The 16,352-nt window shown below is 62.2% G+C and carries 13 protein-coding genes; 8 read left to right on the top strand and 5 right to left on the bottom strand.

Features of this window, described 5'->3' with window-relative positions:
* The first annotated feature begins 22 nt into the window (after positions 1-22).
* Complete coding sequence (locus WC026_RS04250; RefSeq protein WP_372709560.1) at positions 23-1,753, top strand: DUF4166 domain-containing protein; 1,731 nt, start codon at positions 23-25, stop codon at positions 1,751-1,753.
* A 19-nt stretch (positions 1,754-1,772) separates the two neighbouring features.
* On the opposite strand, the gene WC026_RS04245 is transcribed toward WC026_RS04250, so the two are convergent.
* Both WC026_RS04245 and WC026_RS04240 read right to left on the bottom strand, forming a co-directional pair.
* The gene (locus tag WC026_RS04245; RefSeq protein ID WP_372709559.1) at positions 1,773-2,519 is read right to left on the bottom strand and encodes a thermonuclease family protein; all 747 of its coding nucleotides are present in this window, start codon (positions 2,517-2,519) and stop codon (positions 1,773-1,775) included.
* A 102-nt stretch (positions 2,520-2,621) separates the two neighbouring features.
* Positions 2,622-3,395 (bottom strand): pentapeptide repeat-containing protein, encoded by a 774-nt coding sequence (locus WC026_RS04240; RefSeq protein ID WP_372709558.1) that lies wholly within the window; start codon positions 3,393-3,395, stop codon positions 2,622-2,624.
* Positions 3,396-3,496: 101 nt separating this feature from the next.
* Between WC026_RS04240 and WC026_RS04235 the strand changes: the two genes are divergently transcribed.
* Positions 3,497-5,845: an AsmA family protein gene (locus WC026_RS04235; protein ID WP_372709557.1), complete on the top strand. Its 2,349-nt coding sequence runs from the start codon at positions 3,497-3,499 to the stop codon at positions 5,843-5,845.
* 309 nt (positions 5,846-6,154) lie between these two features.
* Complete coding sequence (locus tag WC026_RS04230; RefSeq protein WP_372709603.1) at positions 6,155-6,676, top strand: S-adenosylmethionine decarboxylase family protein; 522 nt, start codon at positions 6,155-6,157, stop codon at positions 6,674-6,676.
* A gap of 229 nt (positions 6,677-6,905) precedes the next feature.
* Here the strand turns inward: WC026_RS04230 and WC026_RS04225 are convergent, their stop codons facing one another.
* Together WC026_RS04225 and WC026_RS04220 are read right to left on the bottom strand one after the other, a co-directional pair.
* Positions 6,906-7,328, bottom strand: coding sequence for a DUF1801 domain-containing protein (locus WC026_RS04225; RefSeq protein WP_372709556.1), 423 nt, complete (start codon positions 7,326-7,328; stop codon positions 6,906-6,908).
* Between the two features lie 44 nt (positions 7,329-7,372).
* Entirely contained in the window at positions 7,373-8,818 is a 1,446-nt protein-coding gene (locus tag WC026_RS04220; RefSeq protein ID WP_372709555.1) for a DHA2 family efflux MFS transporter permease subunit, read from the bottom strand.
* A 271-nt stretch (positions 8,819-9,089) separates the two neighbouring features.
* Here WC026_RS04220 and WC026_RS04215 point away from each other — a divergent pair, with 271 nt between their 5' ends.
* Both WC026_RS04215 and WC026_RS04210 read left to right on the top strand, forming a co-directional pair.
* Positions 9,090-11,036, top strand: coding sequence for an acyl CoA:acetate/3-ketoacid CoA transferase (locus tag WC026_RS04215; RefSeq protein ID WP_372709554.1), 1,947 nt, complete (start codon positions 9,090-9,092; stop codon positions 11,034-11,036).
* A 155-nt stretch (positions 11,037-11,191) separates the two neighbouring features.
* Positions 11,192-12,202, top strand: a complete 1,011-nt coding sequence (locus WC026_RS04210) for a c-type cytochrome (RefSeq protein WP_372709553.1) — start codon at positions 11,192-11,194, stop codon at positions 12,200-12,202.
* Positions 12,203-12,295: 93 nt separating this feature from the next.
* Here the strand turns inward: WC026_RS04210 and WC026_RS04205 are convergent, their stop codons facing one another.
* On the bottom strand, positions 12,296-13,837 hold the full coding sequence (locus tag WC026_RS04205) for a P-loop NTPase (protein WP_372709552.1): 1,542 nt from the start codon (positions 13,835-13,837) through the stop codon (positions 12,296-12,298).
* Positions 13,838-14,006: 169 nt separating this feature from the next.
* Here WC026_RS04205 and mobA point away from each other — a divergent pair, with 169 nt between their 5' ends.
* The 3 genes from mobA to moaA are packed head-to-tail and all read left to right on the top strand — an operon-like array spanning position 14,007 to position 16,302.
* Complete coding sequence (gene mobA, locus WC026_RS04200; RefSeq protein ID WP_372709551.1) at positions 14,007-14,630, top strand: molybdenum cofactor guanylyltransferase MobA; 624 nt, start codon at positions 14,007-14,009, stop codon at positions 14,628-14,630.
* A 9-nt stretch (positions 14,631-14,639) separates the two neighbouring features.
* Positions 14,640-15,194: a molybdopterin-guanine dinucleotide biosynthesis protein B gene (mobB, locus tag WC026_RS04195; RefSeq protein WP_372709550.1), complete on the top strand. Its 555-nt coding sequence runs from the start codon at positions 14,640-14,642 to the stop codon at positions 15,192-15,194.
* A 58-nt stretch (positions 15,195-15,252) separates the two neighbouring features.
* A complete protein-coding gene (moaA, locus tag WC026_RS04190; protein WP_372709549.1) occupies positions 15,253-16,302 on the top strand; it encodes a GTP 3',8-cyclase MoaA in 1,050 nt (349 codons plus the stop codon).
* Positions 16,303-16,352: the final 50 nt, after the last annotated feature.

Genomic DNA, 16,352 nt, shown 5'->3' with positions numbered 1-16,352 from the left:
GTGCGGGATGCAGGAAGAGCCGATGCGTCGCGTCGTGCTGATCGGCGCAACGGGATTTTTTGGGCGGCGGCTGGCCGACCGGCTAGCGGCCATTCCCGAAATTTCTCTCGTCGTGACGTCGCGCGATGAGACGCGGGCGCGACATGCGGCGGATGCGATTGAGAGAGCACACGCGTCGTCGACCGTGAGTTTCCTTGCATTCGAATGCAACGATCCGGCAAGTCTCGAGCGCTTGCGGCGGTTCTCTCCCTGGCTCGTCATCGATGCGTCGGGACCATTTCAATCGGCGGATTATCGTCTGGCGCGGGCTGTCCTCGACATGGGCGCGCACTGGATCGATCTTGCCGACGCACGCGACTATCTCCTCGGTTTCGAAGCGGAGCTTGATGGGCTTGCGCGCGGTCGCGGATTGGTGGCGCGCGCAGGGGCAAGCTCCACGCCCGCGCTCTCGGATGCCGTCGTCGCGAGCCTGACGCGCGGCTGGCGGCGCGTCGATACCGTCGATATCGCCATCACGCCGGGAGGAGCAGGCGACGTCGGTGAAGCGGTCATCAGTGCGATCCTGAGCTACGCCGGATCGCCCATCACGATTTTTTCGCAAGGTCAGCGCGCGGAAACTTCGGGGTGGGGCAGCGTGCAACGCTCACGCATCGATGGGCTTGGCGTTCGCTATCTCTCGCCCGTCGAGACGGCGGACGCGGATTTGCTTCCAGCGCGGTTTGCGATCACGTCGCGCGTTGCGTTCCATGCCGGGCTTGAATCGCGCGTCGAGCAGTTCGGGCTGCTCTGCCTCGCGAAACTGAGACAGCTCGGCATCGTCGGAAATTTGCGGCCGCTTGCGCCGCTTCTCCGATCGGCGCGGAAGTTGACGAGCCTTGCGGCCTCAGATCGCGGGGGCATGACCGTCGACTGCGCGGGTGTCGATCAGGATGGCCGCCAGATTTGCTCGCAGTGGAAGCTGATCGCCGAAAAAGGAGCGGGGCCGGATGTACCGGTTTTGCCGGCGTTAGCTCTGGTTCGCGCGCTTCTCAGGGGTGGGGTTGCAGCAGGCGCAGGTGCGGCGGTTGGCATTCTCTCCTTGGACGCGATCGAAGCGGAAATGCTTGCGCCGTCGCTCCGTACATCGCGATCAAGCGCCGTTAGCAGCCGGGAGTCGAGCCTTTTTGCGGAAGCGTGCGGAGCGGACGCCTATCGCGCGCTGCTTCGCCCGCTACGTGCATTCCACGATAATGACGGCGCTGCCGTCTGGTCGGGAGAAGCCGACGTCGACGTGGCGCGGAATCCGCTTGCGCGGTTTGTGCGTTTCGCATTCTGGTTTCCGCCCGCCGGACGCGACGTTCCAATAACCGTCAGCGTCGACCGGCGTGCGGGGCGGGAAACCTGGACGCGAAACTTCGCGGGGCGGCGTTTTGCATCTCACTTGACGCATGAAAGCAGTGACGTCGTCTCGGAGCGCTTCGGGCCGTTCCAGATCCTGCTTCGCATCAATGCCGTTGGCGAGCGGATCGAAATGCCAGTCATTGGCTGGCGGATAGGCCCAATCGTGCTTCCGCGTGCGCTGGCACCAAGATCGGACACGCGCGAATTTGTCGACGATCGCGGGCGGTTCTGTTTCGACGTGGCGATCAGCGTGCCGCTCATCGGCCAGATCGCGCACTACAGAGGCTGGCTCGAACCCAAAGTCACAGCCGCACAAGCCTTGACGTCTGCCGACCCGACTGAAGCGCGCAAAGTCGCGACGACCAGTTCGTGAGCGGCAGAGTTCGTGGCGATTAGTTGGGGAACGCGGGACGCCAGCCGGCTGCGAGAGCCTCAGCTTCGGAGCAGAACCATCGCTCGCCGCGCGCCGTGTCGATCTTCACACGGCCGTACCATGGGCTCCACGGCATATGATAGATATGCCCGTGCGATGAGATGTTGCCCTTGATCGCGCAGCCGCCCGGGGAGGTCGCTTGCGCGACCTGCCATCCGGCATGTCTGAAGTCCCAAGGCGCTTCGGCGGCGCCCTGCCAGACACCGACCTTTTTCGCCCGAGCATCGGCTTCGACGTCAACGTAGGCGCGTGAGTATTTGACGAACGCCCACGCCATGCCGGCGCGGACCATGGCTTCGTTGATATCGATACCGTCCTCGACGCACAGGGCGAGCGTGCGATGATAGACGTCGCTACCGGTGCGGTCGCAGTCGAGGTCTTTCTGTTGCACCATGGCGCGCAAGAACGCGGCGGCGGCCTTGCCGCAGTCCCAGCTTTCACCCGACGCCGTGCGGCACGTCTGTGCCAGCTCCGGCGCGTCGATGCCTTCGAGGCGGATGCGCGTCGGGCCGACATCGAGCGTATCGCCGTCGATGACGCGCGCCTGCCCCGTGATGATCGCCGGATCATTGTTCGCGGCCGGTCCCGTCACGGCAGCGGCGATAGCCGGGACAAGAAGCAAAGTCGCGAGCACAGCGAAAAACGCACCGGTCTTTCGACCGGTGCGGCTCAGTTTTGCGGATAGGACGGACGCCACAACATTCATGAGCGACGAGACTCAGTGAGTCGTGTGGCACAACCTGGGCGGACTCGTGGCCTTGGTATGCAATCTTATATTGCAATAACAACCGGACGCAGAGCTGCGAGATTATCTGGTTGCAGATAGTCCGATCGCGGATTGCAGGCCGCGCGCGTCGGTCAGGTTGGCGCCGCGCGTCGTCGTTCCCGTCAGGTCGGCTCCGTCGAGATTGGCGTCCGCAAAATTTGCGCCGCCGAGGCGAGCGTCTCGCAGATTCGCTCGCGTCAAATCGGCTCCGGTAAAATTCGCGTTCTCGAGGCTGTTCATGCTGAGGTTGGCTTCGCGCAGATTGGCACCGCTGAAATTCGCGGCAGCGAGGCTTGCCATTGGGGTGATCAAGACTTCCTCGCGGGGATCTCGCGGACCAAAGATCGCCGACGTCAGATCTGCGTTGCTGAAATCGACGGCATCAAACCGGCCGTTCAGATGGGCACCTACCAAGCGCGCGTTCCTGAAAGATAGAATCGGCTGTCGCGGCGCCTCCATATCGACAAAGACATTTGGCCTTAGAATACTGGCGCCGGAGAGGTCGGCACCCGACAGATCCGCTCCGATCAGCGTCGCGCGATCGAGCCGCGCCGATTTCAGGCTTGCGCCGGAGAGATTGGCCCCGGCGAGATCGGAACCATAGAGATTGGCGCCGTCGAGCTTCGCCTTTTTGAAATCGAGGCCACTCAGATCGAGGCCTGATAGATCCTTGTTCGAGAGATTGGGTGTTCGTCCCGAGGGCACAGCAAAGAGGAACGCCGTCACCTGTCGCGCGGTCATGTCGGCGGCGCGGGCGCCGGGGATCGCCGCGAAGCAGACAATCATCCACAATATTGCTTTCCGCCGAACCGACATTCGTCCTCCGCGACACAAAAAACGTCCGACGCCCAGGCGACGGATCATATAATGGCCTGAAGTTCTACGTACCAGCCGCTAACCGCATGTCGAGGATTTGAATGGGACCGCAACCCCCTGGGCCACCACCGCAGCTTCCCGGTTCGAGGGGAAACTACGTGCGGGCGCCGCTCGGTTCCGGTCCGCGCCGGGGGCCGCCGCCACCTCCGCCGCGCCGACGCAGCGGTCTCTTGCTCGGCATCGTATATTTTTTTCTGTTCGTGATCGTCATCGGCGGCGCGGGCGTCGCGTATCTCGCCTTCAATCCGCCGAGCGACTTCATCCGGCAGCGGATTGCCGACGAAGTTCGCTCGAGGACCGGGCGCGAACTCGTGATGGCGGGACCGGCGTCGTTCACGTTCTATCCGGCGATCGGCATCTCGCTCAAAGACGTGTCGCTGTCGGGACCACCCGGCATGGACGGCAAGCTCGCCGAGATGCAGGCGTTGGATGTCAGCATCAATGCATCGGCGCTATTGTCGCGGCGAGCTGAAATCCATTCGCTGGTTCTGAGGAATCCGACATTCGATTTCCGCATCGGCAAGGACGGCCGGAAGAACTGGCGATTTGCTTCCGGCGCGGAGCCAGTCCGCTATGCCGAGCTTCAGGAATCCGACACGCGCCGCGACGTCGCGCCGATCGTGATGGCTTCCGCCGATGCTGCACCCGCCGCATCCGCCCGCATCGCGATGCATGACCTGAAGCTCGAGGATGTGCGGATCGAAGGCGGGACGTTCCGTTTCACCGACGAGCGGACCGGCAGAACCGAGCAGGTGCATGGTATCAACGCTAGGCTCGGGCTTCCCTCGCTCAGCAAGCCACTGTCCGCGACCGGCAATTTTGCATGGCGCGACAAGCAGCTCGATTTCGACGGCACAGTCACCGACCTTGCCAATTTCAACCGGCAGCAGGCGGCGCGTCTGACCTTCAATGCGAAGAACGACGTGCTGTCGGCGTCCTATGATGGCAGCGTTCTGCTGGACGAAGGCGTCGCGCTCGACGGTCAGGTCAAAGCCCAATCCGATTCCGCTCGCGCGCTTGCGCAATGGTTTGGGACGCGGCTACCGCCGGTTTCGGGCTTCGGTCTGCTGTCGATCCAAGGCACGTTGAAAACGAACGGCAACGTCACCGATTTCCAAGATGCTCAGTTCGGGCTCGACGGCGCCGCCGCAAAAGGAACGATCCGGGTCACGACCGGCGGCGTGCGCCCGTTCGTCGAGGCCGATCTTTCGATCTCCGAACTCGATCTCAATCACTATCTGACGAGCGCGGTCACCGGCGAGATTGCAACCGAGGGCGGTGGCGATACCAGAACTCCTCCTGCCGCTGCGCCTCCGGCCAGTCCAAGCTTGCAAGGCGGCGCAAAGCAGCCGGACGAGATCGAAAAGTTGCTCAACGCTCCAGCATCGAACCCGGCATCGAACTCGGCTGCGAAAGTCTACGGCGCCGTCCAGCGCGCCGGATGGTCGAGCGAGAAGCTCAATCTGACGCTTCTCGGCGTCGCCGATGGCAACGTGCGCGCCAACGCTGGAAAAATTCATTTCAAGAACATGACGCTCGGGCGGTCGTCGGTTGCGATCACTGTGAAGGACGCCGCGATGCGGGCCGACTTCGACGACGTGGCGCTATATCAGGGCCACGGCAAAGGCAGCGTAACGCTCGACGGCTCGGCGGGCTCGGCCAACCTCGCCGCGAACGTCAACCTGCAAGGTGTCTCGGCGCTGCCGTTCCTCCGCGACGCCGCCAATTTCGAATGGCTTTCCGGCAAAGCCAACGTGGCGCTGAACCTCGCCGCCAACGGCCAGAGCCAGTTGCAGCTCGTCGAAAGCCTCAATGGCAACGCGGCATTCCGGTTTGCCGATGGGGCGGTCGTCGGCTTCAACCTACCCGGCGCGCTGCACGGCCTCGCGAAGGGCGATTTTTCCGGGTTCAGGAAATCGCCGTCGGAGAAGACTGACTTTAGCGCGCTTGCCGCGTCCTTCACCGTCACCAATGGCGTGGCGCAAAATCAGGATCTGCAGCTGCTCAGCCCACTGCTGCGCGTGAGTGGCGCGGGGTCCGTCCACATGCCCGAGAGGACGGTCGACTATACCGTCAAGCCGAAGCTCGTGGCTTCCCTTGAAGGCCAGAACGGCAACGCGACGGAATCGGGCATCGAAGTGCCGGTGAGAATCACGGGCTCGTGGGATCGTCCGAGCTACCGGCCCGACCTCAAAGGCGTGCTCTCCGACCCAGGCAAGGCGGTCGATACGATCAAGGAGCTTGGGAAGAAGTACAAAGGCAAAAGCGTCAACGAGATCGCCGACGACCTGCTCGGCAAGACCGACGACGACGCCACCGGAGACAAGGCCAACACGAAGAAGGCGGCGAAGAATTTGCTGAATAAGCTTTTCGGTAAACAGAACGACTAGCGGGCGTCATTTTTGACGCGGATTTGACGTCAAAAGCGCACGCTTCATCCGTCAAAACGACGCGTGACACGAATTGCGAAACATCCCGTTAAGCTCCTGGGCCGCCACGACGAAAAAAAATTCGGCATGGGGCAAAAAAAATCTTGCGTAGGGGGGGCATAGGCCTCATATGCACGCTCTCTCGTCTGTCCACCTGCCAACATGGTCGAGGTTTTCCAGAACCAATGAGGTAAGGAGCGGGCGAGTCAAACCTGTCTACTGGTTGGGGAGGGTCATATGGCCTTTAATGACACCCTCTTCCAATTGGGGATGGACTTGACTCGTTCAAGCACCGCCCAAAAGGAAGATCACTCGCGCGCTGAGTTCAACGCGGAAGTTCAAGACTCGAATCCGAGTCCGATCGTCGATCGAAGCGTAAACACTGCAGGGACTACGATCTTTATCGATCTCCACGGCGCCAAGCGCCTCGACGACATCAAGTCGGCCGAGCGTGCGACGAAGCGTGCCGTCGAGACCCTGGGTCTCAAGCTCAAGAGTCTCCACCTTGACCGCGTCGCCGGTGGCGGCGTGTCGGGTGTCGCGCTCCTGAGTTCCGGGCACCTCTCTCTGCAGGCATGCTCGCGGACGGGCTTTGCGGCCGTCGACGCGCGTGGATGTGCGGGCGTAAAGCCGGAAGTGGCTTTGCTCGCTCTCGCGGACGCCTTCGGGGCGCGCGAGGCAGTCATCCAGCGCAAGCGGGCGCAGGCGGACCTCGACGTGCCGGCTTTGCGTGTGATCGCGAAAGCGCCACGCAAGACTCAGCGTCAGCGGGCCCAGGCGAAGGCGGCTTAATAAAGAAAGACTTCTGTCTTTTGCGCCGGGCGACTCCCCTTCGGGGAGCCGGCCGCCCGGCGCGGAAGTTGTCTTTGCGCCTAGCGACTCCCCTCCGGGAACTGGCCGCTAAGCGCGTAGTCGCCTTGGCTTTCTTCATACAGTGACAGGCGCCGCGATCGGGTTTCCCGGTCGCGGCTTTCGTGCTGTCTGCAAGGGCGGCGTTGGATGATCGGACTTACTAGCGAGCTTAGGAGCTCTTTGGTTTCTTCCGTGGGCGAGATGCACGGACGGCGGCTTTGGATGTGTTCAACGCCACGGCGGCGCGAACGAGCGCCTTGAATGCTTTTTCATCGATCTTGCCGCCTTCAGGGATGTCGATGGCGCGCCTCGTGCTGCCTTCGAGACTCGCGTTGAACAGGTGCGAGGTATCCTGTAGCGACGCGCCACTGGCGAAGGTCAGCTTTACGAGCGACTTATACGTCTCGCCCGTGCAGACGATGCCATCGTGCTCCCAGACCGGAACGCCAGCCGGATTGGACGGCTTTCTCCATTTCACCTCTTCGATCACATCGGGATCGGCCTCTTTGATGAGGCTACGGATTCGGGCGAGCGTCTGGCCGCGCCAGTCGCCCAGCGCCTTGATCTTGGCGTCTATGAGTTCAGAGGACATCGATCCGCCTCGCGATTTCTCCGGGTCATCCCGCCACCCCGCAGCTAGAAAGGCTCGCTAAGGCGGGCGGCGTCCTTGGCGGGTTCGGCGGCTTTCATCGCTTCGGTCGGTAGCAGGGACGCACCCGCCGATTTCGAAAGCTGGATAAACATAAAGACCGACGACGCCGAGATCGCGGCGATCAGCAGAAAGACGGGCGGGAAGTGCGCGGCCTCGATGGCTGTACCGCCTTCGACCTTCTGCACGAGTTCCAGCCCAATTGCCGCGATGGTGACTCCAACCGAGCCCGACAGGTTCTGGCAGACGGCGGCGAAGCTCGTCGCTCGACTCAGAAGCTCAGGCGGAATGTCGGCGTAGGCGAGCGTGTTGAGGCTCGTGAACTGCAGCGAGCGCGACAGTCCTCCGGCGAGGAACAGCAGAATGATCATCAGCGCGGGCGTGTCGATCGTGAAGACGGCGGGCAGCAATGCGAACAAACTCGATACGATCGCATTGATGAGCAGCACACGGCGAAACCCGAAGCGCGCCAGAATCGTCGCGACCTGCGTTTTCATGAACAGCGCGCCGACGCCCGTCGCGAAGGTCAGCATGCCGGACTGAAAAGCCGTCAGGCCAAAGCCCGCCTGAAACAGCAGCGGCAGCAAAAACGGCCCGGCGCCGAGCCCGACACGGAACAGGAAGCCGCCGACGACACCGGCGCGATAGGTCGGGATCGATAGCAGATTGAGATCGATCAGCGGCTCGGGAACGCCCATCGCGTGCCAGACATAGGCAGCCAGCAGCGCTGCTCCGAGCAAGATGAGGGCTCCGATCGTCTCGGGCGTCGCCAAGCCAACGCCTATCAGCGTGACGCCGGTGAGGAACAGCGACAAGCCCGGGCCGATCAAGAGGAAGCCACGCAGATCGAAGCGCGATGGCGCATCCTCGCGCACGTCCGGAATGAAGCGCGTAATCAGCGCGAGGCCGAGTAGCGCCACCGGAATGTTGATCCAGAAAATCCAGCGCCAGTTGAAATACGTCGTGATGAAGCCGCCGAGCGGAGGCCCGACGACGGGGCCGACGAGCGCGGGAATGGAAAGCCATGCAATCGCGCCGATGATTTCCGCACGCGGCACCGTCCGCAGGACGATCAGACGGCCGACCGGGGTCATCATGGCGCCGCCCATGCCTTGGAGCACGCGCGCGGCGACGAGGCTCAAGAGGCCGGTCGACAGCGCGCAGGCAATGGAGCCGATGGCGAACACGACCATGGCGGCGCGAAAGATGTTCTTGGCGCCGAAGCGGTCCGCCATCCATCCCGACGCCGGAATGAAAACAGCGAGCGCAAGAAGGTACGTCGTAAGCGCCAGCTTGAGGTTAATGGGGTTGACGCTGAGGTCCTTCGCGATCGCCGGCAGCGAGGTCGCGAGCACCGTCGCGTCCATGTTCTCCATGAAGAGAGCCGTGGCGACGATCAGCGGGATAAGATTGCGGCGCAGGACTTCGGTCATCTGGGCTCTCTACCACGCATCAAACGCGCATGAGCCCGCATTCCGGCGACATGGCAGCCGTGCGCCAGGGTGCGGCAAAAACCTCTGAAATGCGGCCGGATAGTGCGGCGTTACCCGGTTGAGTGGTGCGCCGACACCCGAGAAAAGCTATTGCGCTCATGTGGGCTCATCAGCAGTCTGCCGAATACGAACAAAGCAACAACACCTCCCGGTTTTCGCAGGATGAAAATCCGCCGAAGCCGAGCGGGGGAGCACCCTGGGAAACGCCAACATGCCCATCAACAAAGTCGTTTCGGCTGATGAAGCCATCGCACGTATCCGCCCGGGTGATGTCATTGCGACCACCGGCTTTGTCCAGAGCTGCATTCCTGAATCGCTGCATGCGGCGCTCGAAAAGCGGTTCGTCGAGACGGGCGCGCCGCGCGATCTGACGCTGATCATGTGCGCGGGCGCGGGCGACAGCAAAGGCCTCGGCACCGGGCGGCTGCATCACGAAGGTTTGCTGAAGCGCGTGATCGCGGCCAATTTCGGGCGCATGCCGAAGGTTGCCGTCGCCGCGCAAGAAGACAAGATTCAAGGCTACAATCTTCCGCAGGGCGTGATTTCCAAACTCTACCGGAGCTGCGCTTCGGGAAGCCCGGGCCTCTTCACCAAAGTCGGTTTGCACACCTACGTCGATCCGCGTCTCGGCGGCGGCAAGGTCAATTCGGTGACGAAGGAAGATCTCGTGCGGCTGGTCGAGGTCGAAGGCAAGGAGTGGCTATTCTACAAGGCGACGCCCATCAACGTTGCACTCATTCGCGCGACGAGCGCCGACTCGCTCGGCAATCTCAGCATGGAAAAGGAAGCGCTGACGCTCGATGTTCTGGCGCAGGCGATGGCCGCGCACAACAACGGCGGAGTCGTGATCGCGCAGGTCGAACGTCTCGTCGCGGACGGCTCGATCAAACCGAAGGACGTGAAAGTTCCGGGCATTCTCGTCGACTGCGTGGTTGTCGCTGAAACGTCCGAGATGCACCGCATGAATTACGGCGTCATGTACGATCCGGCGCTGGCCGGTGAAGTGCGCGTCACCGTCGACAACTTGCCGACCATGAAGCTCGACGAGCGCAAGATCATCGCCCGGCGCGCGTCGTTCGAATTGCCGCCGAACGGCGTCATCAATCTCGGCGTCGGTGCGCCTGACGGCGTCGCCAACGTCGCCAACGAAGAGAAGGTTACGCCCTATCTCGTGATGACGACGGAAGCGGGCGCGGTCGGCGGCGTGCTGGCGGGCGGATCGAGCTTCGGCTCATCCGCGAACGCGCATTCGATCCTCGACCAGAACCAGATGTTCGATTTCTACCATGGCGGCGGTCTCGCGCTCACGTGCCTCGGCATGGCGGAATGCGACAGCATGGGCAACGTCAACACGAGCAAGTTCGGCGGACGGCTCAACGGCTGCGGCGGCTTTATCGACATCTCGCAGAACGCGCGCGCGGTTGTCTTCGCGGGCACGTTCACAGCGGGAGGACTCGAGGTTGCGATCGAGGACGGCAAGCTCAAAATTGTGAAAGAGGGCCGCGCCAGGAAGTTCGTAAATCAAGTCGAGCAGGTCACGTTCTCGGGCAAGTATGCGGCGCAGAAATCGCAGCCGGTGATCTACGTAACGGAGCGCTGCGTGTTCCAGCTCACCGACCACGGACTTGAGCTGATCGAAGTCGCGCCGGGCATCGACATCGAGCGCGATATTCTTCCGCACATGGCGTTCAAGCCGCACATTCACAACCCGATCCCGATGAATCCGGCGATCTTCCGCGAAGGGCCGATGGATCTTCTTTCCGATCTTCTCAATCAGAAACTCGGTGAGCGCATGTCTTACGACGCGGAGCGCAACGTCCTTTCCGTCGATCTCAGCGCGTGGAGCGTGCGCAAAAAAAGCGATATTACCGATCTGCAGAAGGCGATCGCGGAGGCATGCGAAAAGGCAGGCCGTCGCGTCAACACCCTGATCAATCAGGATCGATGCCGGATCGCTGAGGACCTTTACGATGCCTATGCCGACATGGTGGCGTATTTGTCGAAGACTTATTATGCGCGAACCGCACGCTATGCGACGAGCACCCTGACCCGGCAGAAGTTGCAGGATGCCTTGCGGCGTCGCGGATTGCAGACACGCGTGTTCGAGAGCGCCAAGGACGCGGCTGCATCTCTCGAAGAAGCGACCGCGGCGGAATAGGTCGCGGCGCTCTGCGCTACTTACTTTGCCTAAGCGCGCAAATTCGCATCAAATCAGGTCTCAGGACCGCATAAACGGCAAACCAAGTCCGGGAGCCCCGCTTACAAAAGCGATGGGCTCCTGTACCTTGGCCTCGGTGTATCGGGTGCCGAACCATGATCAGTCGTAAAACCGCAGCTTTCAGCGCCACTTTCCTTGTGTTCGCTCTCGCGACGTCTCCGACGTGCCTAGCGGACACCGCGGTTTCTCAATCGAGTCCGCCATCGAGTCCGGCGTGGTCTGTTCCCGACATCGACAAGCTGCCGGACGACACCGCAGGACGAACGGTGCGGTATGGCCGCAATCTCATCAGCAAGACGTCGTCGTTGATCGGGCCTGAAGTGGCGGACGCTACAAAACGCCTCGCGGGAAACAACCTTGATTGTCAGAGCTGCCATATCAACGCGGGGACGCAAGAGTTTGGGATTCCGCTTGTGGGAGTCTATGCGGCGTTTCCCGCTTATGCGGCGCGGATCGGAAGCGTCGAAACGATCGAGGAGCGCATTCAAAACTGCATGGAGCGCAGCATGAACGGCAAGCCGCTGCCGCCTGAAGGACCGGAAATAACGGCGCTCGTTTCTTATCTCAAATTCCTTGCGACCGGCCATCCGGCCGGCGGCGCGATCGAGGGGCGCGACAGCGGCACCATGCCGGAACTCGATCGTGCGGCGGATCCTCAGAAGGGACGGCAAGTCTACGCCACAACGTGCGCGGCCTGTCACGGCAACACCGGACAAGGCCAACGCAACGGCAAAGTGGGAGACGCCAAGGGCTACATGTTTCCGCCGCTATGGGGCGCCGATAGTTTCAACGACGGAGCCGGCATGAACCGGCTGATCACGTCCGCAAATTTCATTCATAGCAACATGCCGGCGGGCACGACTTGGAAGCAGCCGGCGCTTTCACCCAACGACGCCTGGGACGTTGCCGCCTACATCAATGCGCAAGCCCGTCCGGCACTGCCGAACCTCGATCGCGATTATCCGGATAAGCTGGAAAAGCCGGTCGACGCGCCGTATGGGCCTTATGCCGATGGCTTTTCGATAGAGCAGCACAAGCTCGGGCCGTTCTCGCCGATCAAAGCGGCCGTTGCGAAACTAAAACTTCTGGAAGCCGCGCATAAGTAGCGCCTTCCGCGTAGAGTGACGAGGCCAAGCGCAAGCCAGATTACCAACGACAGCAATGGCACCGATGCCAGCAGCGCCAACATCACGTTCCACCTACTCTCTGGTCAAGCCTTTGGCGGCGAGCTCCTCGAGGTATTTGCCCCAGCGTTCGTCTTTCTCGCGGCCGAGTAGATGCAGATAACCCCAGGTGTAAAGTCCGGAGTTATGGCCGTCGTCGAAGGCGATGCGCGTGGCGTAGTTGCCGACCGGCGTCAGGGCCTTGATCTTGACGTGCTTCTTTTTCGGCACCGTGATCCGCTGCGACGGCGAATGGCCCTGAACTTCGGCCGACGGGCTGACGACCCGCAAGAATTCCGCCGACATTTCGAACGAGCGACCGTCCGGAAAAGCCGCCTTTAAAAGTTTTCCGTCATCGGCCACTTCGAGATGCGGAGGCGGCGTCAGCGTACCCTTGGCGCGCTCGACTTCGGTCCAGACCTGACCGGCAAGATCACGGAAGATCTGCGCGTATTTGCTTTCCGGCTCGGCGGCCGTCACCGGCTTGCCGGCGTCCGACGCCTCACGGATTTCCATGCGCAGGGGAACTTCGCCGAGGAACGGCACGCCGAGTTTTCGCGCTTCTTCGCGCGCGCCGCCGTGTCCGAAGATGTCCGAGCGCTCGCCGCACTTCGGGCAGAGGAAGTAGCTCATGTTTTCGACGATGCCGAGGATCGGCACTTCGACGCGCTTGAACATCGCGATGCCTTTGCGGGCATCGATGAGAGCCAAGTCTTGCGGCGTCGAGACGATGACCGCGCCCGATAGCGGCACGCCTTGCGAAATGGACAGCTGGATGTCGCCGGTGCCGGGCGGCATGTCGATGATCAGCGCATCGAGTTCGGCGCCGTCACCGGCCCATTCGGTCTCGCGGAGCATCTGGCTCAATGCGGAGACGACCATCGGGCCGCGCCAGACGACTGGGGTATCCTCGTCGACGAGGAAGCCCATCGACATGACTTTCAGGCCCCACCCTTCAAGCGGCTTGATGACTTTGCCGTGCGCGACCTGCGGTTTGCCGGAAACACCGAGAAGGCGCGGCTGTGACGGCCCGTAAATGTCGGCGTCGATGATGCCGACCTTCAAGCCGATGGCCTGCAGTCCGAGCGCCAGGTTGACGGCGATCGTCGATTTGCCGACGCCGCCTTTGCCGGACGCCACGGCGATGATCTGTTTGACGCCTGGGATGCCCTGGGCCTTGACGCCCTGCCCGGTTGCCGCCGCGGCCGCTGCCTGACGTGGCGCCGCTCCGTCGCCGGTGGCGCCCTTGGCGCGCGCCGCCTGGACGCGCGGATGCTCGACACGCCCGATCGGCAAAACCGTCCGCTTCGGCGGCTTGGGCGCGCCTTCGGTCGCTTCCGCCGTCAGAACGGCGGTGACGCCCTGAATGTCCTTGATTTCAGCAACGACAGCCTCTGCCGCGAGGCGCAATTGCTCCAGTTCGTCGGCGCGCTCGGCCGGAACGGTAATCGAAAAATAGGCGCGATTGTCCTTAATCAGGATTTCGGAGACAAGGCCAAGATCGACGATATTGCTGCTCAGATCGGGGCCTTTGACCCGGCGAAGTGCAGCGAGCACCTCGGCTTTTTCAATCGCCATGTGGGGAGTCTCCTGGGCGCGGCGAGGCGCTGCGCGAAACGGACCTGTTTGGAACCGGTATAAATCGATGCGGGAAAGGATGGAAGCCAGACGCACGCGGCCAATGGGCCGGGTCCGGTTTGCCGCCGCGCAACTTGCGAGGCGCGGGAGGAATGCTAAAGCGTCGTCCATGGCGGACCGCGATCGCATACTCGGAGTCATCCTCGCAGGCGGGAAATCGCGCCGCTTCGGCGGCGGGGATAAAGGCTTGGCCGATCTTGGCGGCGAGACCGTGCTCGAGCACGTCATCGCGCGCTTTCGTCCGCAGGTCGGGCGGCTGATTCTCAGCATCAACGGCGACCCGCAGCGCTTCCAGCGCTTCGATCTTCCAACCATTATCGACCAAGAAAATGCCGAGCTTGGCCCGCTGAGCGGGCTTCTCGCGGCGCTGGACTGGCAAAATCAGTACGCAAACGATTGCACGGCGCTCGCGACGGTCTCGACGGACGTGCCTTTTCTGCCTCGCGATCTCGTTCAGAGGCTCGATGGCGAGCGCGGCGGCGGCATTGCGGTTGCAACGTCGGACGGCCAGCGTCATCCGACCATCGCAATCTGGCCGGTGACTTCCAGGGCTGCCATCGCTGATGCGCTGCAACAACGCTTGCTCAGCGTCAACGCGCTGACGAAACAGCTGAACGCAGTTGCGGTGCCGTTCGCGATGCGTAACATTGATGGTACGGCGTTAGACCCGTTTCTCAACGTCAACACGCTGGATGATCTCACCACTGCACGCGCATTCGTCGGCAAAGCATGAAAGATGCACATGAGCTCAGATTTGCACTCCGGTAATTCCGCGCTTCCGCTCTTCGGAGTCGCGGGTTGGTCGAATTCCGGCAAGACGACGCTCATCGAAAAGCTGGCGCGGCATTTCGCGGACAAGGGCCTGCGCGTCGCGACGATCAAGCATACGCACCACAAGTTCGACATCGATGCGCCGGGTAGCGACACGCAGCGGCATCGCGCGGCCGGAGCGGCGGAAACGGCCATCGTATCGGGCTCACGCGTCGCGATCATCGAGGAGATCGAGGCGGCGGGAGAGCCGGCGCTCGAAACCGTCGCGGCCCGTCTCAAACCAGCGAACGTCATTCTGGTCGAAGGCTACAAGTCGGCGGCCATTCCGAAAATCGAAGTGCGCCGCGCCGCCGTCGCACCGGAAAAGCTGCTGGCGGCCAACGACGCGTCCGTCCTGGCGATTGCCTCCGACTACGAAGTCGACGGACAAGGGAAACCCGTTTTTAACCTCGACGACATCGCCGGGATCGCCGCGCTCATCGAGAAAAAGCTGGGTTTGAGCGAAGATCTGCGCCAGAGAGCCTGACAACCATGCGGCTTGGCATACCCTTGCGGCAGCGGCCGCAACCTCCGATATTAATGGGATGACAGCAGGCTTGGCACAGGCATCGATGTCCGATCAGCCGGCCCCGCGCGGGAGGCATCTTGTCGACCCCTTCGGGCGGGAGATCGAGTATCTGCGTGTATCGGTTACCGATAGATGTGATTTCCGCTGCGTGTACTGCATGTCGGAGCATATGACGTTTCTTCCCAAGCGCGACCTCCTGTCGCTGGAAGAACTCGACCGGCTGTGCGCGGCCTTCGTTCGGCGCGGCGTCAAGAAGCTTCGCATCACCGGCGGCGAGCCGCTCGTTCGCAAGAACATCATGTGGCTTTTCGGAGCCCTCGGGCGGCACCTCGAAAGTGGCGACCTCAAAGAGCTTACGCTGACGACGAACGGCAGCCAGCTCGAGAAATACGCGGGCGATCTCAAGGCCGCAGGCGTCGAGCGCATCAACGTATCGATCGACACCATCGATCCCGATAAGTTCAAGGCGATCACGCGGTGGGGCAATCTGGCGACCGTTCTCAGAGGCCTCGACGCGGCGGACAAGGCCGGTATCAAGATCAAGATCAATACGGTGGCGCTGAAGGGCGTCAACGAGGACGAGATTCCCGATCTCGTTCGCTTTGCGCATGGGCGCGGTGCTGACCTGACGCTGATCGAAACGATGCCGCTCGGCGACATCGGCGAAGACCGCACCGCCCAATACCTGCCGTTGTCGATCGTCAGAGCGCGGCTGATGGATCACTTTACGATGCAGGAAAGCCCGTATCGCACGGGCGGACCGGCGCGCTACGTCAGGGTTGAGGAAACCGGCGGCCGGCTCGGGTTCATTACGCCGCTGACGCACAATTTCTGCGAAAGCTGCAATCGCGTCCGCCTGACCTGCACCGGAACGCTGTTCATGTGTCTGGGCCAGAACGATGCCGCCGACCTTCGGGCGCCGCTGCGCGCTTCGACGGACGAGACGCTGCTCGATGCCGCGATTACCGAGGCCATCGCGCGAAAGCCGAAAGGGCACGATTTCGTCATCGACCGGGGCACGAAGACGCCTTCCCTTGCGCGTCATATGAGTGTCACGGGCGGCTAGCCTTTCCGATGTTTGCGGAATCGTGGAAAGCGCTCTAGCTCTTTGCTTTG

The organism is Hyphomicrobium sp., assembly GCF_041674905.1.
Classification (GTDB): Bacteria; Pseudomonadota; Alphaproteobacteria; order Rhizobiales; family Hyphomicrobiaceae; genus Hyphomicrobium_B.
Note: the sequence above shows the minus strand (reverse complement) of the source record. Positions and strands in the feature narration are given on the sequence as shown.

Excerpts from the sequence above, each read along its gene's own strand:
- WC026_RS04250 (WP_372709560.1), top strand. The coding sequence starts at position 23 with ATGCGTCGCGTCGTGCTGATCGGCGCAACGGGATTTTTTGGGCGGCGG.
- WC026_RS04210 (WP_372709553.1), top strand. The coding sequence starts at position 11,192 with ATGATCAGTCGTAAAACCGCAGCTTTCAGCGCCACTTTCCTTGTGTTC.
- WC026_RS04240 (WP_372709558.1), bottom strand. The coding sequence starts at position 3,395 with ATGTCGGTTCGGCGGAAAGCAATATTGTGGATGATTGTCTGCTTCGCG.
- WC026_RS04205 (WP_372709552.1), bottom strand. The coding sequence starts at position 13,837 with ATGGCGATTGAAAAAGCCGAGGTGCTCGCTGCACTTCGCCGGGTCAAA.
- WC026_RS04225 (WP_372709556.1), bottom strand. The coding sequence starts at position 7,328 with ATGTCCTCTGAACTCATAGACGCCAAGATCAAGGCGCTGGGCGACTGG.
- moaA (WP_372709549.1), top strand. The coding sequence starts at position 15,253 with ATGACAGCAGGCTTGGCACAGGCATCGATGTCCGATCAGCCGGCCCCG.
- mobB (WP_372709550.1), top strand. The coding sequence starts at position 14,640 with ATGAGCTCAGATTTGCACTCCGGTAATTCCGCGCTTCCGCTCTTCGGA.
- WC026_RS04220 (WP_372709555.1), bottom strand. The coding sequence starts at position 8,818 with ATGACCGAAGTCCTGCGCCGCAATCTTATCCCGCTGATCGTCGCCACG.
- WC026_RS04245 (WP_372709559.1), bottom strand. The coding sequence starts at position 2,519 with ATGAATGTTGTGGCGTCCGTCCTATCCGCAAAACTGAGCCGCACCGGT.
- WC026_RS04235 (WP_372709557.1), top strand. The coding sequence starts at position 3,497 with ATGGGACCGCAACCCCCTGGGCCACCACCGCAGCTTCCCGGTTCGAGG.
- WC026_RS04215 (WP_372709554.1), top strand. The coding sequence starts at position 9,090 with ATGCCCATCAACAAAGTCGTTTCGGCTGATGAAGCCATCGCACGTATC.
- WC026_RS04230 (WP_372709603.1), top strand. The coding sequence starts at position 6,155 with ATGGACTTGACTCGTTCAAGCACCGCCCAAAAGGAAGATCACTCGCGC.
- mobA (WP_372709551.1), top strand. The coding sequence starts at position 14,007 with ATGGCGGACCGCGATCGCATACTCGGAGTCATCCTCGCAGGCGGGAAA.